The organism is Maribacter sp. ACAM166, assembly GCF_005771495.1.
Taxonomy (GTDB): Bacteria; Bacteroidota; Bacteroidia; order Flavobacteriales; family Flavobacteriaceae; genus Maribacter.
Window position 1 is genome coordinate 26,148 of the sequence record NZ_VAUW01000028.1, and the last position, 23,467, is coordinate 49,614.

The 23,467-nt window shown below is 35.6% G+C and carries 18 protein-coding genes, 1 tRNA gene and 1 pseudogene; 14 read left to right on the top strand and 6 right to left on the bottom strand.

What is annotated here, in order from left to right:
- Positions 1-2: 2 nt before the first annotated feature.
- The 11 genes and pseudogenes from ES765_RS15835 (at position 3) to ES765_RS15885 (ending at position 8,604) form a co-directional block, all read left to right on the top strand.
- Positions 3-479 carry a hypothetical protein gene (locus ES765_RS15835; protein WP_138115284.1) on the top strand — a complete coding sequence of 159 codons (477 nt, stop codon included), beginning with the start codon at positions 3-5 and terminating at the stop codon, positions 477-479.
- Positions 480-484: 5 nt separating this feature from the next.
- Positions 485-1,039, top strand: coding sequence for a crossover junction endodeoxyribonuclease RuvC (gene ruvC, locus ES765_RS15840; RefSeq protein WP_138115285.1), 555 nt, complete (start codon positions 485-487; stop codon positions 1,037-1,039).
- Between the two features lie 38 nt (positions 1,040-1,077).
- Complete coding sequence (locus ES765_RS15845; RefSeq protein WP_138115286.1) at positions 1,078-1,422, top strand: four helix bundle protein; 345 nt, start codon at positions 1,078-1,080, stop codon at positions 1,420-1,422.
- Between the two features lie 23 nt (positions 1,423-1,445).
- Entirely contained in the window at positions 1,446-2,579 is a 1,134-nt protein-coding gene (gene hemW, locus ES765_RS15850) for a radical SAM family heme chaperone HemW (RefSeq protein WP_138115287.1), read from the top strand.
- 344 nt (positions 2,580-2,923) lie between these two features.
- Positions 2,924-3,670, top strand: a complete 747-nt coding sequence (locus ES765_RS15855) for a cyclase family protein (protein ID WP_138115288.1) — start codon at positions 2,924-2,926, stop codon at positions 3,668-3,670.
- A 2-nt stretch (positions 3,671-3,672) separates the two neighbouring features.
- Positions 3,673-4,032 carry a DUF4260 domain-containing protein gene (locus ES765_RS15860; protein WP_138115289.1) on the top strand — a complete coding sequence of 120 codons (360 nt, stop codon included), beginning with the start codon at positions 3,673-3,675 and terminating at the stop codon, positions 4,030-4,032.
- A pseudogene (locus tag ES765_RS15865) lies at positions 4,025-4,628 on the top strand (DUF4230 domain-containing protein). The gene ES765_RS15860 and the pseudogene ES765_RS15865 overlap by 8 nt, the downstream one beginning before the upstream one ends.
- A gap of 59 nt (positions 4,629-4,687) precedes the next feature.
- Positions 4,688-5,047 (top strand): Dabb family protein, encoded by a 360-nt coding sequence (locus tag ES765_RS15870; protein ID WP_249356513.1) that lies wholly within the window; start codon positions 4,688-4,690, stop codon positions 5,045-5,047.
- Positions 5,048-5,324: 277 nt separating this feature from the next.
- Positions 5,325-5,678, top strand: coding sequence for an MmcQ/YjbR family DNA-binding protein (locus tag ES765_RS15875; RefSeq protein WP_138115291.1), 354 nt, complete (start codon positions 5,325-5,327; stop codon positions 5,676-5,678).
- A 61-nt stretch (positions 5,679-5,739) separates the two neighbouring features.
- Positions 5,740-7,512 carry a MutS-related protein gene (locus ES765_RS15880; protein ID WP_138115292.1) on the top strand — a complete coding sequence of 591 codons (1,773 nt, stop codon included), beginning with the start codon at positions 5,740-5,742 and terminating at the stop codon, positions 7,510-7,512.
- A 90-nt stretch (positions 7,513-7,602) separates the two neighbouring features.
- On the top strand, positions 7,603-8,604 hold the full coding sequence (locus ES765_RS15885) for a metal-dependent hydrolase (RefSeq protein WP_138115293.1): 1,002 nt from the start codon (positions 7,603-7,605) through the stop codon (positions 8,602-8,604).
- Between the two features lie 4 nt (positions 8,605-8,608).
- Here the strand turns inward: ES765_RS15885 and ES765_RS15890 are convergent, their stop codons facing one another.
- The 5 genes from ES765_RS15890 to ES765_RS15910 all read right to left on the bottom strand — a co-directional run bounded on the left by ES765_RS15890 (position 8,609) and on the right by ES765_RS15910 (position 20,332).
- Entirely contained in the window at positions 8,609-10,894 is a 2,286-nt protein-coding gene (locus tag ES765_RS15890) for a BamA/TamA family outer membrane protein (protein WP_138115294.1), read from the bottom strand.
- 49 nt (positions 10,895-10,943) lie between these two features.
- Positions 10,944-15,947 carry a translocation/assembly module TamB domain-containing protein gene (locus ES765_RS15895; RefSeq protein WP_138115295.1) on the bottom strand — a complete coding sequence of 1,668 codons (5,004 nt, stop codon included), beginning with the start codon at positions 15,945-15,947 and terminating at the stop codon, positions 10,944-10,946.
- A gap of 448 nt (positions 15,948-16,395) precedes the next feature.
- The gene (locus ES765_RS15900) at positions 16,396-17,499 is read right to left on the bottom strand and encodes a DUF4407 domain-containing protein (protein ID WP_138115296.1); all 1,104 of its coding nucleotides are present in this window, start codon (positions 17,497-17,499) and stop codon (positions 16,396-16,398) included.
- A gap of 113 nt (positions 17,500-17,612) precedes the next feature.
- On the bottom strand, positions 17,613-19,964 hold the full coding sequence (locus tag ES765_RS15905) for a M56 family metallopeptidase (RefSeq protein ID WP_138115297.1): 2,352 nt from the start codon (positions 19,962-19,964) through the stop codon (positions 17,613-17,615).
- A 2-nt stretch (positions 19,965-19,966) separates the two neighbouring features.
- Positions 19,967-20,332, bottom strand: a complete 366-nt coding sequence (locus ES765_RS15910; RefSeq protein ID WP_138115298.1) for a BlaI/MecI/CopY family transcriptional regulator — start codon at positions 20,330-20,332, stop codon at positions 19,967-19,969.
- Between the two features lie 223 nt (positions 20,333-20,555).
- On the opposite strand from ES765_RS15910, the gene ES765_RS15915 reads away from it, so the two are divergent.
- On the top strand, positions 20,556-21,134 hold the full coding sequence (locus ES765_RS15915; RefSeq protein ID WP_138115299.1) for a PhnA domain-containing protein: 579 nt from the start codon (positions 20,556-20,558) through the stop codon (positions 21,132-21,134).
- A gap of 98 nt (positions 21,135-21,232) precedes the next feature.
- Here the strand turns inward: ES765_RS15915 and ES765_RS15920 are convergent, their stop codons facing one another.
- Entirely contained in the window at positions 21,233-22,624 is a 1,392-nt protein-coding gene (locus tag ES765_RS15920; RefSeq protein WP_138115300.1) for a dipeptidase, read from the bottom strand.
- 192 nt (positions 22,625-22,816) lie between these two features.
- Between ES765_RS15920 and ES765_RS15925 the strand changes: the two genes are divergently transcribed.
- Positions 22,817-22,898, top strand: a tRNA-Leu gene (locus ES765_RS15925).
- Positions 22,899-23,293: 395 nt separating this feature from the next.
- Positions 23,294-23,467, top strand: a complete 174-nt coding sequence (locus ES765_RS21815; protein WP_171017324.1) for a hypothetical protein — start codon at positions 23,294-23,296, stop codon at positions 23,465-23,467.

Below are 23,467 nucleotides of genomic sequence, written 5' to 3' on the forward strand. Positions count from 1 at the left end.
TAATGAAACGATATGTATACTTTCTTATCTTAATGCTTTTAAATTCTTGTTCATTCTTTGAATCTAAACAAAAGAGAACGCAAGAGCTTATTAATGAAGAATTACGCCATATAGATTGGAACAGTGTTGATTCGTATCCATTTTTTTATACGTGTGATGAAACGGCCAGCAAAGCAGAACAAAAAATTTGCTTTGAGGAAACATTAATAACTCATTTTCAAACAACCTTAAATGATTTTGAACTAATCCTTTCCGATAAGAAAAGTGAAACTATCTCTGTTATTTTTGTGATTGATACTACAGGGAGAATTAATGTCACCAACATAGAAAAAGATGCTTCGGTACTAAAACAAATGCCAGAATTTGATGGCGTGATTACCCAAAGCTTAAAGAATCTTCCTAAACTTGCACCCGCTTTAAAAAGAGGGATTCCGGTAAATAGTAAATACCGTATTCCTGTTCAATTAAATACAAATTAAGCATTTTGGCGAACGAGAAAATTATATTAGGGATAGATCCAGGAACTACGATTATGGGGTTTGGACTCATAAAAGTAGTAGGTAAAAAAATGGAGTTCATTCAAATGAACGAATTGTTACTCCAAAAATATAAGGACCCTTACACCAAATTGAAACTTATTTTTGAACGTACTATTGAACTTATAGACACATATCACCCCGATGAAATCGCTATTGAGGCACCTTTTTTCGGTAAAAATGTTCAATCTATGCTCAAACTAGGCAGGGCACAGGGCGTTGCCATGGCTGCCGGTCTTTCAAGACAAGTACCGATAACCGAATATTTGCCCAAAAAGATTAAGATGGCAATAACCGGAAATGGAAATGCTAGTAAAGAACAGGTTGCAAAAATGCTTCAAAGTGTGTTGGGCTTAAAAACCTTACCTAAAAACTTAGATAGCACTGATGGACTAGCTGCTGCAGTATGCCATTTTTACAATGAAGGCAGAATCGAGGTTGGTAAAAATTATACCGGGTGGGATGCTTTTGTAAAGCAGAATGATAAGCGAGTTAAAAAGTAAGCAGTGGACAGTTTCAGTTTGCAGTAAAACAATAAGAAATGCAGTTTCAGGATTTATTGGCGTATAAAAAATTTTTTGCTTTGGCGATGAAGATTTATCATGTTTCTAAATCATTTCTAAAGGAAGAAAAGTATTCACTGACAGATCAGGTTAGACGTTCTTCTAGGAGTGTAAGTGCTAATATTGCGGAAGCTTATCGTAAAAGGAGATATCCTGAAAATTCTGAAACACAAACTTGGTTAGAGTTTGCCTTGGAGTGTAATTATCTTGATAAAGATTCTTATCAAGAGTTCTTTAATGAAAGTGAAGAAGTGGGTAAACTATTAAATTACATGAACAATAATCCTTTAAAATTTGGTTCAGAGAATTTTACTGCCAACTGAAACTGTCCACTGAAAACTGAACTATGAGCGGTATATACATTCACATTCCATTTTGCAAACAAGCATGTCACTATTGTGATTTTCATTTTTCTACTTCCCTAAGTAAGAAAGAAGGAATGATTTCGGCTATTTGCAAGGAACTGGAACTGCGAAAAGCTGAATTTAACGATGAAACGGTAGCGACTATTTATTTTGGTGGAGGTACGCCATCCGTTTTGCAGACAGATGAAATAGAGCTAATTTTAGCTTCGGTTTATGAACATTATAGTGTTGTAAGTAATCCGGAGATTACGCTAGAAGCGAATCCTGATGATTTATCTGAAGAGAAAATACTTCAGTTGGCCGAGAGTCCTATCAACAGATTGAGCATAGGTATACAGTCGTTTTTTGAAGAAGATTTAAAACTGATGAATAGGGCTCATAATACTATTGAGGCAGAAAAGTGTTTGCAAATAGCAACGAAACATTTTAGTAATATCTCTATCGACCTTATTTATGGGATGCCTAATATGACTTTGAAGCGGTGGAAGAAAAACATAGAAAAAGCCATTAGTTTTAATATTCCTCATATATCCAGTTATGCCTTAACGGTAGAACCCAAAACGGCTCTCGCAAAATTCGTTGAGAAAGAATTGGTCGTACCTGCTACAGACGAAGAAGCGCAAGAACATTTTCAGGAGTTGTATACTACTTTATTGGATGTAGGATTTGAATGCTATGAAATATCAAATTTCTCTAAACCAGGCTTTTATTCGCAGAACAATTCTGCCTATTGGCAGCAAAAAAAATATATAGGTATAGGTCCGTCGGCACATTCATTTGACGGAACAAGACGAGGGTGGAACATCAATAATAATCCAAAATATATAAGATCAATCGAACAAGGGGTTGTTCCTATGGAAGTTGAGGTTTTGACAGTTGCTGACCAATATAACGAATATGTAATGACTGGGCTGCGCACTATTTGGGGTGTATCTTTATTAAGAATTGGTTCAGAATATGGTGAAAAGCACAAGGAATATGCATTGCTTCAATCTGATAAATATATAAAGGAAGGATTATTGCTTTTACAGGATGATGTATTGAAAACTACTCAAAAAGGAATGTTTTTAGCTGATGGAATTGCCGCCGACTTGTTTATGGTTAACCTCCGTTAGCTAGGTATCGACAACAGTATGTAACATGAAAGCTTCTCGATATGAATAATTTCTTACACTTCGGTAGGCTCAGCGACTACTTTGAAATTTACTCGAAGTGACAGGGTGTCCACGAGTAATAAATGTCAGTTCAAGTATTTTTTTGTTGAAGTAAAACGAAAACAAAAAAAATGTATCGAGAACAATCCGGAAAACATGAAGCTTCTCGACAAAAAAATCTTTACGAGGAGCAATCTAAAAAGTTGTAATTTTCTATGCGTATTGTTGCTACCAAGTATACTATTTTAATTTTGTAAATAGTTCGTATAGGTCTTCGACTGCGTTCATACTGACACAAAGTAAAAATGAAAACTACTATTACTTACGAAACTAAAGACTACCAAATAGATTTATCTAAACCCTTAGATATTTCAATACCAATTACAAACATCGCTCAGAATGTAAATGCATGGTATGTTGGGCACCCAAAACTCGAACCACATATAGACGGAGAATTTACGGGTAGTATTTCTGCAGGTTCGAGCACTAATTTTTATGATATTTGGTTTAATCCGCACGCACATGGCACCCATACCGAGTGTGTTGGTCATATATCAAAAGAACATCAGTCCATCAATCAAAATCTACATCAGTTTTTTTTCTTAGCAGAAGTGATTACAATAATACCTGTTGAGGAAAATGGCGATTTGGTGATTACCAAAAACCAATTAAAAGAAATATTAAAAGATGAGGCGCCGAAGGCTTTGATCATTCGTACAATACCAAATGCTAAGTCTAAATTGACAAGACAATATTCACATACCAACCCACCTTACATTTTGGAAGAAGCAATGGAGTATATTCGAAATTTGGGTATAGAGCATCTATTAATTGATTTACCATCTGTAGATAAAGAAAAAGATAATGGGGAGCTTTTGGCCCACAAAGCATTTTGGAATTTTAGTGGGGAAGTACGATTGAGTTCGACAATTACTGAATTTATTTATGTTCCTAATTTCGTTCCCGACGGGAATTATTTTTTAAACCTACAAGTAGCCCCTTTTGAAAATGATGCAAGTCCGAGTAGACCTGTGCTTTATAAAATAGTATAATCATGAAAAACCTATTGAAATTAGAAGAGCTTGCCTTAATGATTCTTGGTATATTTATGTTCGGGCTGTTAGGGTACCAATGGTGGTGGTTGCCCGTATTGATTTTGGCTCCCGATATCTCGATGGTGGGTTATCTTCTTGGCCCTAAAGTAGGAGCCTATTGTTATAATGTGGCGCATCATCGAGGTGTAGGCATACTTTTATATTTTGTAGGTATTTACTTAATGTGGCCTTTCGTCCAATTAATAGGCACAATTCTTTTTATACATATAGCCATGGACCGTATCTTTGGCTACGGACTTAAATATAAAAAAGGGTTTAAGTTCACTCACTTGGGTGAAATAGGGAATACAAATGGATAATATATTCGATACTATTTTTGGTTTAATTTTAGGTGCTATTGGCGCATATTGGTTTTTTAACTTTTTTAAAGGAAGGAAAACTAAAGAGATTACAACACACCAATCTACCGTACTGTTAGATAAAATGAAGAGTGTTTGTAAGCTGATATCCGTTGAGGGCGATTTTGCTGAAATATATAAATACGAGAATGTAAAGGAGTTTATGAGCTTGGTAAGTAGTAAGAAAAAAGCCTTGGTTGTTATTAAGGCAAAAGCTCATATTGGGTATGACCTTAGTAAGTTGTTGATGCATGCAGATGAAGAAAAAAAACTAATAGTCTTATGAGGTGTTAAGCATAGAGCCGGAGTTAGAGTTTTATGATATTAAGAGTGGTTTTTTTAATTTTTTCGTACCGGAGGATTTGACCAAGTTAAATGCAGAGGCTAAAAAACATATTCGCAAAAAAATACCAGAAAGCGGATTGATGGAAACCGCTCGTAAAGAAGCCTTGCAGACGGTATTGATAATGGAGAAAATTGTGGAAACCATAGGCTGGAAGTTAGATTATACAGCACTTAAAATCCCACAACAAAAAATAGACCAATTAGAGAACTAATGTTAATTAATTAAAATTTAAAAATGAAAAACATAATTTGTATCCTTGCAATAACACTTATGACCAGCACCGTTTTTGGTCAAAATAATAAAGAAATGACAGAATTCGATTCCAATTTTTCCCATACCGTATTTTTTTGGTTAAAAAATCCAGATAATGTAGCCGATCGTGCAGCATTTGAAACCTCTTTAAGGAAGTTTTTAGACAACTCGGGTTACGCAAAGACCAAGTTTATTGGTACGCCACCAAGTGCAAGTAGAAATGTGGTCGATGGTTCTTTCACCTATTCACTAATTCTTTCTTTTGATTCTGCTGAATCTCAAAAGGCCTATCAAGATGAAGCACCGCATAAGCTATTCATTAAAGAATCTGAAAGCTTGTGGAACAAGGTTATTGTTTACGACTCTATAAGTATTTAAATGCAACATTGACTAAGTCTTGGTAACAATAGGTTTTGGATATAGATTTATCTTAAATTCCATGTAATCCTAATTTAGTAGGGGAAGTCTTTGAGATGGTATAGGTCAATAATAGTGGTGATACGTACTTCGTCAAAATTAGGTGTGTCTGGAAAGATGTTGAGACATTTTTGGACTTGCTAAATGGTAAATATTGGTATTAGAACTCAAGGAAAATAGGAAGTGTTATTTTGAAAACATTCTTTTTTAGATATTTTCAATCATCAACCAAATTAAAATGAACATTGAGGCGTTTAGAGACTATTGCCTTTCAAAAAAAGCAGTGACAGAGGGTTTTCCATTCGATGAAAAAACCTTAGTCTTTAAGGTGATGGGGAAAATGTTCGCGTTATGTGGATTAGAGCGTGCTCCTTCACAAGTAAACTTAAAATGCGACCCTGACAGGGCTATTGAACTGCGCGAGTCGCATGATGGTGTTATTGAAGGTTGGCACATGAGTAAGGTGCATTGGAATACAGTTTTTCTTGATCAATTACCACCAAAACTACTGAAGGAATTAATAGACCACTCCTACGACATGGTAGTTTCCAAATTCACTAAAAAGTTGCGTGCAGAATTAGATGTCCTCTAAAAGTGTAAGTAGCTATCATTTTCTAAGAGTATCTTTGCAAACTTAAAATGAGTGCAAATCAATGAGGAATTTATCTGAATTTTATACACAAAGAGTTGCTGGTTTTGAGGAGGAAGTAGGCGCTCTGAATCAAAAACTATTTTTATTTAGCTCATTACGGCTAGTCATTTTTTTAGTGACTGTTACCGCTGTTTATTTTGCTTCTATAAATGCCAAATATGTGGTTGGTGTTTTGCTGATTGGTATCCCGGTATTCTTGTATTTGATTTCAAGGTATTCAGATTTAAAAGGCAAAAAGGCTAAATCACAAGAATTGGTCGCTATCAATACTTTAGAGCTTCAAGTTTTTGAACGGAATTATAGCAAACTTCAGACTGGAAAGGAATTCAATGAAGAAGGCCATTATTTTAGTCAGGATATTGATTTATTTGGGGATGGTTCTTTTTATCAAATTTCTAATCGTACGAAATTACCAGAAGGAAGTCAAAAGCTTGCCGATATTTACTTGGAAAATGATATAAACTCTATTCAAGAAAAGCAGCAGGCAATAATCGAAATAGGGGAAATGGTCGATTGGCGTCAAGAATTTTCCGCGATGGCTTCACTTACCAGAACTGAAACTTCTACAAAAACCATTACCGATTGGTTGAAAAATTATGTTCCTTTTGTGCCAAAGGCGATGAAGTATATACCGTTAGTATTTTCAGGTTTGTCCATTGGTATTTTCGTAGCTTATTTTTTGGATTTTGTACCTGAATCTTTATTGATTTTTTGGTTGTTATTAGGGATGCTTATTGTTGGTGTATTCACCAAAAAGGTAACAAAATTAGGGCAGGACGCTACCAAATTAAAATCCACTTTCGACCAGTATAACCAATTGCTGGAAATGATTGAAGGTACTGTTTTTACTTCTGAATTATTAAAAAGGAATAAATCAAAAATTCTTAGTGGAGGAGAGAAAAACTCTGGAGTCCTTAAAAAATTCGCAGCGCTCTTGGGTAACTTAGACCGTAATAATAACCTACTATATCTTGTTATAGCAAACGGATTTTTTCTACGCTCATTGACCGATTGTCTTGCTGTTGAAAAATGGATTGATAGTTATGGTAGGGATGTAGAAACTTGGTTCGAGACCATTACTTTTTTTGATGCCTATAACAGTTTGGGGAATTATGCTTTTAACCATCCATCATTTACATATCCAGAAATCACCACTAATGAAGTGGTTTTGAAAGCTAAAAATGCGGGCCATCCTTTGTTAGATCCTTCAAAAAGTATCCTAAATGATATCATTATTGAAGGTGGTCAATTTTTTATCATTACTGGAGCCAACATGGCGGGTAAGAGTACCTTTTTAAGAACGGTGTCCTTACAGATAATGATGGCGAATGTGGGCTTGCCTGTCTGTGCAGGGGCAGTGTCTTATTCACCGATAAAATTGATTACTAGTATGCGTACGACCGATTCACTGACAGACGATGAATCTTATTTCTTTTCAGAATTAAAACGTCTTCGATACATTGTCGATGAAATCCAAACCGACCGTTATTTCATTGTATTAGATGAAATATTAAAAGGAACGAATAGTACCGATAAGGCACTTGGTTCTAAAAAGTTCGTAGAGCGTTTGGTGAAAAGTAAATCTACAGGTATTATTGCAACCCACGATTTAAGTTTATGTGAAGTCGCCAAAGAATATCCTATGGTTAAGAACTATTATTTTGATGCTGAAATTATTGACAATGAACTCCATTTCGACTATACATTTAAAGATGGTATTTGTCAGAATATGAATGCTTCATTTCTTTTGAAAAAGATGGGTATTGTAGAGTGAAGAAGTTCAAGTTTGATAGAGAAAGGAAATAGTATAAGTGTTAGTATTTGAACTTGATATTTAAATTCCCCTTTGGGGGCTAAGGGGCATATGGATTCGTTAACGCAAATAGTTCTTGGCGCAGCTGTAGGTGAAGCTGTATTGGGTAAAAAAGTAGGGAATAAAGCAATGCTTTATGGAGCTATTGCAGGTACTATTCCAGACTTAGATGTTCTGTCGCGGTATTTTATGGATACGGTAACCGCAACGGAATGGCATAGGGGGTTTAGTCATTCCATTTTCTTTGCGGTTTTATTCGCACCAGTTTTTGGTTGGCTCATTTGGAAATTAAATAGACGTGATGAAGCTTCTTGGGAAGACTGGTCATGGCTTATGTTTTGGGGCCTATTCACTCATCCATTATTAGACGCTTTTACCACGTGGGGTACACAGCTTTTTTGGCCTTTCAAGACTAGACTAGCCTTTCAGAGTGTATTTGTGATTGACCCTTTGTATACAATTCCTTTTTTGGTATTCCTGATTTTGACACTATTTCAAAAGCGAACAGCTTTGAAACGAAGAAAGTATGTCAATCTGGGACTCATTATTAGTAGTTCTTACTTAGTATTGACGTTAATTTTAAAAGGAATTGCATATCATAAATTTGAAAATGCCTTGGAGGTTCAGGGAATCTCATATTCGCAATTACATACAAGACCTGCTCCTTTTAATACTATTTTATGGATGGCCAATGTCGATACAGAGAATGCGTACCTTATGGGTGACTATTCTTTTTTTGACAGTAAACCAATCGTTTTCACATCATATTCAAAGAACCATGAATTATTGGGTGATTTGGCTGCAAATGGGAAAATAGAAAGGCTCATTATAATCACTGAAGGTTGGTATACCATATCAGAAAAAGAAGGGCAGTTATACTTTAACGATTTACGGTTCGGGTTAATAAGTATGGATAAGAATGATACGCAATTTGCATTCAGTTATCGACTTGTTCCCAAAGGGGATGACATACTAGTTGAAGAAATGCCAAAGTTTAAAAAGGATGCGAAACGTTTAATGACAGCCCTTTGGGAGCGCATTTGGGGAAACTGATTCCTTAAAACGGATAACCAATTGCAAAATTTAAGGTCATATTGTTATCGATATCGCCAAAGAAAGGAACATTCCAACGGTTATTTTCTGGTAAATATGGAATACGAAGCGGAGAAGCCAAATCTAATCGAATTACAAAATTCTGAATATCTAATCGCAACCCAAAACCTACACCGGCCGCTATTTCTTTTAACCAGTCTTTCTCAAATTTACCATCTGTAAATAGAGTTTGTGAGAAGTTGCTATTTTGTTGATCATCTTCAATATCAGAATAATCTCCTGTAAGCCAAACATTACCAGCATCAATAAAAAAGGCACCTTTCAAATAGGAGATTAATGGAAAACGATATTCAACATTAGCTTCCAATTTTAAATTTCCTGAACGGTCAAAATAATCGGTAGAGGAGTTTTCTGTTTCGGCATTAAAATTACCGGGACCTAAGGATCGTATGTTAAAAGCTCGAACACTGTATGGTCCGCCAGAAAAAAACTGTTTTACAAAGGGTAACGTCTGGCTATTTCCATAAGGTACACCCCAACCTGCATAAAGTCGTGAAACCAAAGTACGTTCTTTTTCCCACCGCATATAGAAACGTAAATCTGCATCAACTTTTGCATACTGGGCGAATTCTGCACCGAAAATGGTTTCTGAGCTACCACTTACCAAACTGAACATATTGCCCGCCAAATCAAAATTAGTGGCAAAATAGATGGGATATTCCTTACCGAGGTTTGAGACTTCATCATAAGTGAAACCATACATAAGACCTGCTATAAACCGTTGGTCGAAACTTCTTCTTAAAAAAGGATTATCATCAAGAATGGTCTGAAATTGATCCGTTACATTCGATAATTTTGAATAGTTGATACTAATTGGGTCTAATTGATGAAATACATATTGATTTTCCTTCCAGGTATATCCAAAAGAGGTGTTGATGGAGCTCAAAGTAAATAACTGACTTCGCTGCAGAAAATCTAATCCTAATGAAATTTTTGTTTTTGGTACTGCATACTTGAATCTACTGGGCGAAAACGGGATGGACCTTGGTATAATTAAATCGCCTTTTATGCCACCTGCAATGCTACTTAAGCTTGAGTTGTTCCCGCTCGATAGTTGAGACTCATAAGAGAAGTTAGTGGAGAGACTAAAGGTTTCACCGCCATTAAATACATTTCGGTTGCTGTATGTCAGTAAAATTCCTGGGCCTGTAAACCCGTTAGATTTCGAAACTGCCTGCAATTCTGCTCGTATAGAGCGTTTGGTTAACGGCGCTAAATAAATACTGGCTGCCAAAGAACCACTGTCACCGTCGGTTGCTGTAGTATCGAGTTCTGTGTATTGGATGTTTACAAATTTGTAACTTCCTAAGGCCGATAGTCGGTTACTGGTGAGTTTCGATGTATTAGCATCATATAGGTCTCCTTTATTGAATAAGAGATAGGATTCCAATAATTCTGGTTTGAAATACAGTTTATCTTGTATAAAATCGATACCATCAATTTGGGTCGAATTCTTTTGAGCCAACGGTAAGGTATCTCCTTCAATTGAGTAATTAGGATAAACCGTAATCGAATCAATTGTATAGGGTATCGACGCCCGACCAGGCACATCTTTTTTCAGTCTAAGAAAGAGGTCGAATTTTCTATTCTTATATTGATTTGTATCTGCTTCAAAAATTAAAAGGTCTTCTTGGCTATTGTAGTACCCGCGTTGCTTGAGACCATGGTTTAATCGTGCTCTTTCTATCTTTAGTAGGTCGAGGTCAAAACGGTCACCTTGTACTAAGGCCGTTTCAGGTAACATTTTTTCTATTTCCTTATAGATAGGAAGTGAATCGGTTTCTAACTTATAATTTTCTAGCAGATAAGGTTCTGGTAATTTTGCCGAATAATTTACGGATGCGAATTTACCAGTGATACGAGTTTCTGAATCGGAACGACTGTAGAAAAAACCGTTGTTGTCCAGTCTGTTCAATATAAGTTCTTCTACCCGTTCTGGATTCACATCTGAAAAATAAACGGGTTCCTCACCAAAAGATTTATTTAAGAATTTATAGATGAAACCAGGTTTTCTGCGTTGTGCCTTATAATGAAAAAATAGGGCAGGTTTCATCCCCAGAAAAGTTGTATTGGGGTTGGGTTCGATTAAATTGAGCAACTCGGTCTTCACCTCTTTAATGTCATTCACCTCATTGGCGGTTTCTAAATCGAGCTTTGCGCCGGTATATAGTTGTTCTCCTTCTGGAATATATTTCTCTATACCACACGAGTAAATGAGCAAGAATGCCATGCAGTAAAATGTTCTATATGTAATACTCTTATTTTTCAATAGCCTAAAATCAATTTTTCTTTACGTTATCTTTTTCCTGCTCTTTCTTTTTTGAAAGTTTCTCTTCGGTATCTTCTTTTTTCAATGGACTAAATAATTGACTGAACTTGTTGAATTCTCGGTCAAAAATAAAGGCTAAACCTGTAACGATAAGTTGCCCATCAATAATATTTTGATATTCCTGTCTTCTAAACCCCTTCAGTCTATAGGTACCTTCTTCACTTAATAAATATTCTAAGGTCACATTTCCTATGAGGGGAGTAGCTGTATCGCTCGAAGCCGCACTGCCTTCAACATCTAAAGCACTACCTGCTGTAACTATTAGTCTATCATCAAAAAGCTTCTTGCTAGCGTTTATATTAAGTTGTGTGCGGTTTTGAGCACTGCCTGTTTGATAGTCTTGAAAACTGTCAAGGTCAAAGCCCAATTCAAAACCGCTATTACCCAATAGCTTATTTGAAATTGAATTCAATTCACTAGAAAGTACCTTGTTTACATTGTTTCGTGCAATAGCAATTGCTCCACCGTTACTACCGTCACTTCCCGTCGTGGGGTAAAAACGGTTGAGGGCCAAAAGTGAGAATACTTGTTTGTTCAGTTCAGATTCTTGCTCGTTCAGTTGTTGTATGCGGCCATAGACTGCACCACCAAAATTACCTTGTGCATTTTCGGGCATATCCAATCCAAAAGAGAGCTCTGGTTGTATGAGTTGACCATCAATGTTTAAATAGACCAAAAATGGTGCGGCCTGTTGATACCTTCCGGCAACTCCACTTTCCTGTCCAAAACTTATGGCAGACATTAACGGAGCTGCAGAAGTTTCTATTTCATAAATAGCGGTTACATCCATTTTTGCATCATAAGGGTCACCACTCCAAACAATACTACTTCCTTTTTGTAACTGGAACTCACGGCTTACCAAATTATATAAGCTGGTACGGTAAAAACCTGAATTGAGTTCTAACCTTCCTGATAATCGAATATCTTGGTTTGGGTCAATGTTGAGATTTAAAGTAGCTTCACCCGACGCTTGTAATTTATCTTGGGTCTTTTCATCAAGGATGATGGTAAAAGTCGCTTCATTGGCAATTTCTAAGGTCGTATTGATATCCATACCTGCAAAAAAGGAATTGGATGTTTCACGGTCGTTTCGGGTTAATATCGCATCGGGGTTTTCTCTATTTACAAAAATGACTATCCCATCACGCTCCTGTATATCCAATTGGTCTTGTGGCACTAAATACGTAAGATCGGTGACATCTCTTACACGTAATTTTCCATTGATTATAGGTGTCTTTAAATTTCCAGTTACCTTTACGTCCGCCTTAATACTAGCAATACCGTATACCAATTTATCATCTCCTTTTTTAGAATTCAATACCCTAAAATTGTCCGTATTTATAGTAAAGTTGAACCCGGGATTAAAAATATTTTTTGTCAAAATATCTCCATCTATGGTTAAGGTGCCTTGATTAACATCGTTAATATCAAATGAATTGAAAGTAATTCCATCTTGGTTTAAATCTATCGCTTGTTCATTAATGACCAATACAGTTTTGTAAGAAGCTAGACTCAATCCAAAATCATTAAAGTTTATTCTACCAGAATATGTTGGCTCTGAAAGTGTACCTCTAACTAACAAACTGCCATCAAGATATCCTTTTGCATTGGTAAGTTCTCCCCTTGCAAAACCTTGTATAATACTAGCCTCTAGTTTTTGGATATCAAGTTCCATATTTAGGTCGGCAGTAGTTTCTCTAGTGGTATAATCACCTGTTAAAGTCAAGTTTGCCGCAGCATCTTTTAGTGCCAAATCAAAATCATATTCAGACAACGATTTCGAAGCGGCATTTAAGGTTAAGGTGCCTAATGGATTTTGCATCACCTGAAAATCTTTAATATCAATATTAGCTACCAAACCGGAAGTTGAGTACGGATTAAGAATTACAAAATCACCTTCAACCTTCCCTTTTGCTAAAGCTTCGTCGGGGTTGAAAAAACTAAGAAAGGTCTGTAGTTGAAAATTATCGAAAAGGATGCCTATGTGGTCGGTTTCCATCTTGGGAATCTTGGTGGTAATTTCTAATTTCTGAGCGTTTCTACTCAATATTAAATTTTGAAAATCACTATATGATTCCGTAATGACTATGCTATTATTTTCAGGTAGCTCCCATTGTTTTTTATTGAGAATCAAATCTTCCGGACTTATATGCAACTTAAGTGTATCTTTTTGAAACACAAGTGCAGAAGATATATGCATGACTTGCACCGTATCGTTTTTAGAATTAAAGTCCAATACAAGTTCCTTGTTTTTAAGACTGCCCCCTAGATAGGTCTGTTTTAAATGTACGGGATTGTAAATTAATTCTGCAATGCCTGCAGAGAATTTAAGATCAACAGAGTCTCCTTTAATAAAGGCGTTTAAACTGTCAACAGAACTGCCTGCATAAGTAACATGCGGTACGTTTACTTCGGCCGATATCCGTTGTAGTTTAGAATTAAAACTAGCATCGATAGTCAAGGAATCTAAATCTTTAATTCCGTTGAAAAATACTTTAGAAAGTATAGGTGTCGGCACAACCGCTAACGCCAATTTGGCCTCTATGCCGTCTTCGGCTTCAAAAGCTATTGGATCAGTCGTGAAATAATGCTCCAATTGTTTCTTTAAAGCATTTGTAATACGGTTCGGTGATGCATTTGACGAAAGTGTGCCATTTATAAATCCGCTCTTAATAGAAATATCAGTAATAGAATCTTCTATATGTGCTTTTAGAGATATGGTAGAACCCTGGTATTGTTCGTTGTCTGCTATGGCAATACCTTCATCAATATCGGCATTCACGGTGTAGTTTGAGGGCGAACCAATATACGTACCATTCACATTCGCTGCTACCTTAATATTATTTTTGGTAAGTCCTAATTTTTGTAAATCTGCCCCTATGATATTTGATGTAAAAGTTATGTTGCTTTCATCTGATTCCAAAGCAACGATTGAGGTTGCTTTCATGTTTAAATTAGGGTCGGTGATAGCTGCAGAAACGTCTCCGTTGCCTTCTTTTAACTTGCCTGAAATTTTAATTTCTTTGTAATCATAACCATTATATTGAAATTGAGAGATAGATCCATCTATGACTGCATCAATATTGGATAGTTCTGTTCCCGAACTGGATCCTTTTATGTTCAATGATATTTTGCCCAATTGTTCGTTCTGTAAAAGTTTGCCCAATTGTAAGCTGTCTATCGCAACGCTACCATCAAAGCGCATGGTATTTCCAAAATCTACCAAGGCATTTATTTGTGCCAGTCCCTCCGGAATTTCAATGTTCATATCCGTGTTTACCCAAGTAGTTCCGCCCGATAAGCTTCCTGTTACTAAAAGGGTTTCGGGTATGGAAAGACCAATTTCTTTAGACGATATAAATCTATTTAAATCTTTTTTAATACTATTTATGACAATATTGTTCAAATTATATCCAAGAGAGTCTGTTTGAGTTAAGTTGCTTATCGAACCCGATGCAGCAATTTTTGTATTTGCTCCCCATGCTAATTTGGTTTTAAAATGATCCACTTTTTTTAAATTGCCTTTAGCATTAAGCGAACCCGTAATGCTGTGTATGGCCAATGCATCTACATAAGGGTTTTGAGCAAGTTCTGGCAAGAGTTGTTGTACATCTTCTATTTCTAAAACTAAGTTGGATATCGCTGTAGATAAAGAACTGTTCTGCGGATTTTTAAATACTTTGTACAACGATTCGAACTGAACTTTTAAATCTGCATTAGCAGAACTTTGGTTCATTTGGAAAACTATATCTGATAAAGTGGCATTCGTGTCTGTTAACCCTGCCTTAAAAGCCAATTGATCCAGCCGGATGCCGCTGGGTTCCTTAAATGAAAATTCTGAAACATCGAGATTGAATTTTTCGGGTTGATATTTAAAGTTGGATGCTTGCAGTTTTAACTGTTGAATCTGAAATGCATTTGGGTCGAATGTCTTTGTGTTTTGTGAAGTTTTATTTGAATTATATGTAAAATTATTTTCTTTTAAATCTAAATTTTGAATACCAAGAATAAACGCTGGCCATTCAAATCCTTTATCGGAGTTTGAAACTGGTTGAAAAGTATCTTCAGTTTCCAGTTGCAGTTCGATTTGTGAATCATGAAGTACAAGGTCATCTGTTTCATATTGATTTTTGGATACGTTGGCCAACATATCGGTTAGGTTAATGGTGCCTAATTTTAAATTGGCTTCCAAACCATCTGGTTGACTTTTATAGTTGACTTTTAGATTATGAACATTAAAATTTCCTGCCTCAATAAAAGGTAAGATTGTACTGGTTGTATCTTCAACCTCAGGAAATCGATTCGATTGTAAATAAGTGAATTGAGTATTATCTAACGTAAATTCATCCAAAGTGAATTTCATCTTTTCCAAATCAAATTCAGAAACATTAATAACGAGTTTACCTAGAATGAGCTTCATGTCTATTCCTAAATAAGCATCATTGTAATTCAGTTTCCAATTGGAAACGTTCAAGTCACCTACAGAGAATTTCATCGATCCTGATGTTGTGGTATTTGAACTGTCTGTTGGCGTAGTTAAAGCGTCGATTAAAAACGAGAAGTTAAACTCTTCTGTAGTATTCGCTCTGCTGATATTGGCAACAACACCATCTGAATCTACTCCATCAATCGATAATTTATTTTCAACTAAGATTGGGTAAATTGGTATGTCTGCCTGTAATGATTTCGAATATAGCAGGGTGTCTCCTTTTTTGTCTTCTAAATAAACATCGACTAATTGAATATCTCCAGAAAAGGTTATGAATGCTTTACCAACTTCAACCTTTGTGTTCGTTTTGCCTGAAATATAGGTAGTGATTTTATCAACTATTATATTCTGTGCCCACGGTGTTCTAACCACTAAAACCAAAACAAAAAATAACAATAATAGCACAAGAATTATCTTCCCGAAGAGTTTAAGGTATTTTTTAATTTTCTGTTTTTTCTTGGTCATAGGGGAGACATTATAAGATTGAACACTTCGGTTCAATTTTGGGCTAGTATAACCTATTATCCTAGCTGCACCATAATACCCGTGACAATTATGATTAGAAGTACGATTATGATTACCAGGTTATAAAACCTTCGCTTCTTTCTCTTGATATCTTTAAGTGCTGCCATAAAGAATGTAAAGTTAATACTACCTATATATAAATTTAACTTATTAGCGATTAAGATTATCTATATGCATAATTACGGTAGTTTTCGTTAAGGATAATTTTAATTGGCTTGACGGCACTTTTATACCTTCCAACTACATGTTTATTGATTTGAGCTTATATGAGAAATATTCATCTAAGTAACAGGGTACATTTGTACCATAATGAAGAAATAATAACAGTTTGAAATATTTGATAGTTCCCCCAAATATTATAAGGGCCAATAGAAATATTGGTCTTTTTCTATTTTAATCCTTTTACCTGTATTTCGTGAAAGGTATCTGCTTGTAAGCGTAATAATTCTTCCGCTTTTTTCTTTTTGTAGCCGTATAGTTCCTCTTCACCTTTTAAATCTTCATATATTTTTTGGTTGATTTCACCATCTGTGGCAACGATTAGTTTACGCTGTGCTACTTTTTGTGCAACCCAAGAGGCTAAAATACTTTCCTCTTCCTCTAATTTTATATCATACTCGCCCTTAGGAGCCAATAGCTTGGCAATAATAGGGGATGTTTCAATGGCCAAAAACAATAGAAATATAAAGAAGGATGGAAACCAAGGGAGTTCATCCAAAGCTGTAATTCTTGCCATTAGTCCGTCAAAACCATCAATAATAGGCTGAGAGTTTTTGACTACTTCAGTAAACTCAATATCTAAAGCGGTAATTTGGGACTCAATTCCCATTATTTTTTCAGAATTTATTGATTTTAACTCTTGTAATTCGGCAAGTGCTGCATCATGCTTTTCTCTTTTTTCCTCATAAACCGGACCTTTTCCCAATAGTTTGGTGCCAGCGGTACCTTCTGCTTCATTTATGTAAATATTGTATAAAGCGTTTGTCTCGGTTTCTTTGATTGATATCTCAGATTTTAAAGCAGCTATACTTTGATTTAAGCGCTCTACTTTTGGAGTGTATTGCAAAGCTAATTGGTCTTTATTGGCTAATGTCAATTCATTTTTTTGCTCCAATAAAACCTGATTGATTTCTTTTTCGAAAATTTTCATTTCCAATGGTTTGGAAATCACCACGGCTATAATAATCGCCAATATGATTCTTGGCGTAGCTTGTAGAAATTCTTGTCCGACATTATTACGCTTTTTTATAGTAGAAACAATGAATCTATCTAAATTGAAAATTAGCATTCCCCAGATAAAGCCGAAGAACATTGCAGCGTAGACATTGTCGAATACCGTAAAAAGTGCGTAACTACTGGCGATAAATGCCATAACGGCCGTAAAGAATACGGTAGCACCAATGCCAGCGTATTTGTTTTGCTCCCCTTTAGAGCATGTTTTTAAGAGGTCGGCATCAGCGCCAGAGCAAAGAATGAAAAATTTTTGTAACATGTTGATTTTGTTTTGATTGATGATGGTGTATAAAGTGAGAACGGAACTATTTGATTTTTGGTACGCAAAAAGCCCTCATTTAGGAGGGCTTTAACACATATGTGACGTAAAAATTAATCTATTGTTACAGGGTCTTTTGTAATTCTTACAATTGTCTTTCCATTTTTATTACGCGATTCAATATTTAACTCTTTGTTATTCTTCAGTAAATCAATAGCCTTATCCGAAGAAACTTCTTGGCCTTCATACATGAATGTGGCTCCTTTTTTTGCCATGTCTATAGCATAATCTAAAGGAGATTTTGGTGTTGGTGTTACAGGAGGAGGTGGAATTCGTAAATCATTATCTTCTTTATAAATTCGAACTTCTGGTTGTTTATTTGAATAAGGTAGCGTTTCAATTTTAATATTTTTTTCATTCTCAATAATTTCAAACCCTTCTTCGGAGGTTATTTTTTTTCCATCAAAATAGAATTGGGCATCTTGTTTTTCGAGTGAATACAAGTTTTCCATAAGATTAGGAGAATTGTCTGTTTTAGACGAACTAGAGTTATGAATGTAAACTTTCATATTTTCCTGAGCTTTAAAATCTAGATTTTCCACATCGCCACCAGAATAAAAAGTATTCGGAGTTACGGGAATACCACTGACCGTTTTTAGGGAAATATGATTCATGTCATAAGGATCTTGGTTCTGAATAATTTCTCTTAGCTGTTTATTGGCATAATTAGTAGTGTTACGTGTCGTTGGGGCTTTTGGCGAACGCGGTGGTGCAGGGAAATTTGGAAATGATTCTGCGTTCGTTTTTGGTTCTTTTGGCAATGGTGGAGTTGGAATATTACTTTTTTCACCTTTATTTACTCTAGGTGCCTTTGGAGCTGGCGGTGGTTCAGGAAAATCTGGAAAAGGTGCTGCATCTGTTTTTTGGTCGTCAGACATTAATTCATAGATATGAGTCAGTCGATCTACATCTGATTTCATGATGCGAATGTTTCCACCCTTGGCCATCATAGCGTTATATTCTTTAGCCAATTTATTGTATTCTGTTACTTGTTTTTTTGTAGCGCTTTCTTGATTTTGTCTAGGAAGATATTCAGGGAAAGGTTGTGCTGCTCCTTTTTGCACCTTGCTCATACTTTTAAAGATGGTCTCTAATACTTCTAAATCCTTTAAGGGGATAATTCTTTTTTCAATAGGAATAGCGTTGTATTTTTTGGATAGGGTATTATACTTTTTAATTTGGGACTGTTCCGTAACAGTTTCAATGAGATTCCCAATGTAAGCAGGTTCTGGCCCAAGAATGTTTAATTGTGCAACGCCATATTCCATTAAAATACGGTCAACCTCCTCAATTAACTTTTGAGGGGTATCGGCTTCTAAATTGATAACAGCTTTAACTTGTTGTTCTCTTTCCTCTTTTGAAAGATTCTTGTTTAAATTGTAAAGATTAATTTCTAAATTATTAAAAGTTGATTGCAAGTTATACTGAAGAAATAGATTTCCTTCATTATCGATTCGGATTTCAACATTCTCTATAAGAATCCCTACTTCATTAACAACTGAGTTGTTTTTAGAAATTTGGACTATTTTTTTTTCCGTAAACCCTAGCAGTAGCAAACCTATTAAGGGCAAAAAGAGAAAACTTCTTAAAATAATTGACTTTTTTGATGTTTGTTTTTTCATGATTTTAAATCGTTTTTTGATTGATGAATAATTGATGGCATTGGCGACACCAGTTGATTGATGTTTATTAAAGCTGTCGTTTGATAAGTACGCCAGTAAAATATTTTGGTAGCTTATTTGGTCTTCATTTTTAAGGATTACAGCACTATCTGCTAAGAATTCATGATTAAGTTTAATAGATTTTTTGAAAATATAGATTAACGGATTGAACCAAAACAGCACTTGAATTAATTCTATGAACAAGACATCTAAACTGTGTTTTTGTCTGGCATGGGTTTCTTCATGTAGTAATACGGCATCAGGTATACTGTTTGTTTCAAATTTTTGTTTGTTTAGAAAAATATAACTGAAAAATGTGTGTGGCGGTAGTTGTTCTTGCAATAGAACTTTTACGATAAAACTATTTTTTACTTTGGGGTTATTACAAACTCGTAACCCAATTTGAACTAAATGTCTGACAAAACGAAAGCCGAAGCCAAGCACCCCTATTCCATAAAATGACCATAATGCTAATTCCCAATTAAAGATTGATTCTTTTATATATAGTTGAGTTAATTGTGCATCATCTGTAAAGTTAATTACAGGTATTTCTTTGCTGAGATTTACGTGTGCTATTTCTACATACTCCGTAAAAACTAAATTAGGGATTATGAGAGAAGTTACTAATGCTACCAAAAGGTAAAACCGTTTAAAGGTATGAATGCTTTCCTTTTCTAAAAGTAGTTTGTAGAAAAGTAGAAAAACGGCCATGCAGGCGGTAGATTTTAAAAGAAAGATACTCATAGCTATTTCTTTAGAAGTTCGTTGTCTATCAATTTTTTCAATTCTTCCAATTCGGTTTTGCTCAAATTGGTTTCTTGGGTAAAAAATGATGCAAACTGACTGGCGCTATCATTGAAAAAGTTTTTAATGAGTCCGTTTACATGTTTAGAGAAATAATCTTTCTTCTTAACTAGCGGAAAGTATTCCCTACTTCTACCAAAATTTTTATAATCAATGAATCTCTTGTCGGCCATTCTTTTTAATAAAGTCGCTACCGTAGTAGTAGCCGGCTTGGGGTCTGGGTATGCATCTAACAAATCTTTCATGAAGGCTTTCTTCTGTTTCCAGAGGATATTCATTAATTCTTCTTCAGATTTAGATAACTGCATTTTCTACAAGTTTAGAGTGTGTTCTACAAACATAGAGTAAATATTCTAATTCTACAACTGTAGAGTAAATTTCGTTGCTTTTGCCTTAAGGATAGTAATGAAAAGCCCGCATTCGCCTTTTTTGGCGAAGTGTTCTTGTAATGAATAGCCCGACCCCAATTCTTTGGGGAAAGGCTCAACCACCCATCAAAAAGATGTAAGTTTGTTCTCAAAACAACCAATAATGAGTGTATTATCTGATTTGGAAGCACGTAGCGGTTCCACTTGCGAACTTTGTACGGCAACCAATAATTTAGAAGTGTATGAAGTTCTACCGGTTTCTATCAGTGGAGTGGACGTGAGTATCTTGGCATGTGAAACCTGCCGGACCCAAATTGATGACCCAGAACAAATGGACGCAAACCATTGGCGATGTCTTAATGACAGCATGTGGAGTGAATACGATTCTGTGAAAGTTGTTGCTTGGCGTATGTTATCGCGTTTAAAATCTGAAGGATGGCCAAAAGACCTTTTAGATATGATGTACTTAGAGCCAGAAGCTTTAGAATGGGCAAAAGCTACAGGTGAAGGGGTAGCTGAAGCAGATAAAATTATTCATAGAGATGTGAACGGTGTTATTCTTGAAAATGGAGATAGTGTGGTATTGATTAAAGACCTTAAAATAAAAGGATCTAGCCAAGTTGCCAAGCAAGGTACTGCAGTTCGTAGAATTTCTTTAGACCGCGAGAACGCAGAATATATTGAAGGTAAAGTAGGGCCTACGCTAACTGTTATTATTACAAAGTACGTTAAGAAGATATAAAACGACTTTGCGATGAGTTTAATAGCGACGAAGCAATCTGTTAGTTTCGTGTACCTAACTTACAGATTGCTTCGCTACGCTCACAGAGACGTTCTAATTTATTTCTTATTCATCTCCGTATAATACTGGTAAAAGTATGGTATGGTTTCAATGCCTTTAAGATAGTTCCACACACCGAAATGTTCGTTAGGGGAGTGGATGGCATCGCTATCCAGACCAAAGCCCATTAAAATAGTCTTACTACCCAATTCTTTTTCAAACAAAGAAACAATTGGAATACTACCACCACTACGTTGTGGAATTGGTTTCTTACCAAAGGTAGTTTCATAAGCTTTCGATGCTGCTTGGTAGGCAATAGTGTCAATTGGGGTCACATATGCTTGCCCTCCGTGATGCGGTTTAACCTTTACGGTAACTCCTTTCGGGGCAATCGATTCAAAATGGGTCTTAAATAAATTCGTGATTTCTTTCCAATTTTGATGTGGAACCAAACGCATAGAAATTTTGGCATATGCCTTGCTTCCAATTACGGTCTTAGCACCTTCACCAATATATCCTCCCCAAATACCATTTACATCTAATGTAGGTCTAATGGAGTTACGTTCATTTGTAGAATATCCTTTTTCGCCATAGACAGATGTTATGTCAATCGCTTTTTGATACTCATCTAAACTAAATGGAGCTTTTGCCATTTCTGCTCTTTCTTCATTTGAAAGTTCCTCAACCTTATCGTAAAAACCAGGTATAGTTATGTGATTATTTTCGTCATGTAGACTGGCAATCATCTTTGTTAGAATATTGATGGGGTTGGCAACGGCACCGCCATATAGTCCTGAATGAAGATCACGATTTGGACCGGTTACTTCAACTTCAACATAACTTAATCCTCGGAGACCGGTAGTGATAGAAGGTACATCGTTGGCAATCATTCCTGTATCAGAAATTAATATGATATCATTCGCCAATTTGTCTTTATTTTCCGCCACATAAATAGCTAGATTATTACTACCTACTTCTTCCTCACCTTCAATCATGAATTTTACATTACAAGGCAGCTGATTGGTTTTCACCATTAGCTCCATTGCTTTTACATGCATATACATTTGACCTTTGTCATCACAGGCTCCCCTAGCATAAATAGCTCCTTCAGGATGTAAACTGGTTTTTTTAATCACTGGTTCAAATGGTGGTGAATGCCATAAATCGATTGGGTCTGCCGGTTGTACATCGTAATGACCGTATACCAATACGGTTGGTAATTCAGAATTTATAATTTTCTCACCATAAACAATAGGATATCCTGCAGTTTTATGTATTTCTACCACATCACAACCTGCTTCCTCTAATCTTGTCTTTACTGTTTCGGCAGTATCTAGTACGTCTTGTGAAAAAGCCGGATCTGCACTAACAGACGGAATTTTAAGTAGTTCGATAAGCTCATTTAAAAATCGGTCTTTGTTTTCTGAGAGATATTTTTTTACGTTTTGCATGGTATATTTTATAGGACTTTTGATAAATGTACGAAAAAGAGTAATTTTTAAATAGGTAAAATTTAGAGAATTGAAATTTTGGCTTATATTTGCAGCCCGATAATAATCGGGAAACTATGCAGGCGTGGTGGAATTGGTAGACACGCTAGACTTAGGACTTAGGCAAGTAAAAGTCGAAAAAAAAGTAAAAATGCAGGTGTGGTGGAATTGGTAGACACGCCAGACTTAGGATCTGGTGCCGCAAGGTGTGGGAGTTCGAGTCTCCCCACCTGTACTTAGAGACTGCAAATTTAGCAGTCAAAAGCCCCTCAGTTTTGAGGGGCTTTTTTTGTTCAGGTACAACATAGGTACAACATTTTGCCTTTTTTTTTGACCTATGTCAAATAACATCATTTGATATTCTTTGATAATGTATTTTATTATTCTGGATAAGTGACGTTAAATGAATGTTATAAAAAACAATCGTATTACAAGAACTTCAAAAAGAGATTGTCGAAACGCTCCAATTTTAGTAGTTATATTTTCGTTAGCGCATCGATACTTTCCTTATTACACTTGATATGTTTTCTCCATTGTCGATAAACACTTGAGTATTCATATATTACGATCATTAAAGAAATCCACGTACTAGCAACTATATCAAATTGTTATGTAAAGCTGAAAAAAGGAATGCCCGATTTTATAGATAACATAGAACTCGACAAAGAAAATACCGAATTTAATAGGGCAGCAGAATTCGTTAAACAGACGGACAAACTTGTATATCTTACCGGGAAACCAGGAACTGGTAAAACTACTTTTCTAAAATATATTAAAAAAATCTCGGACAAAAACACGATATAG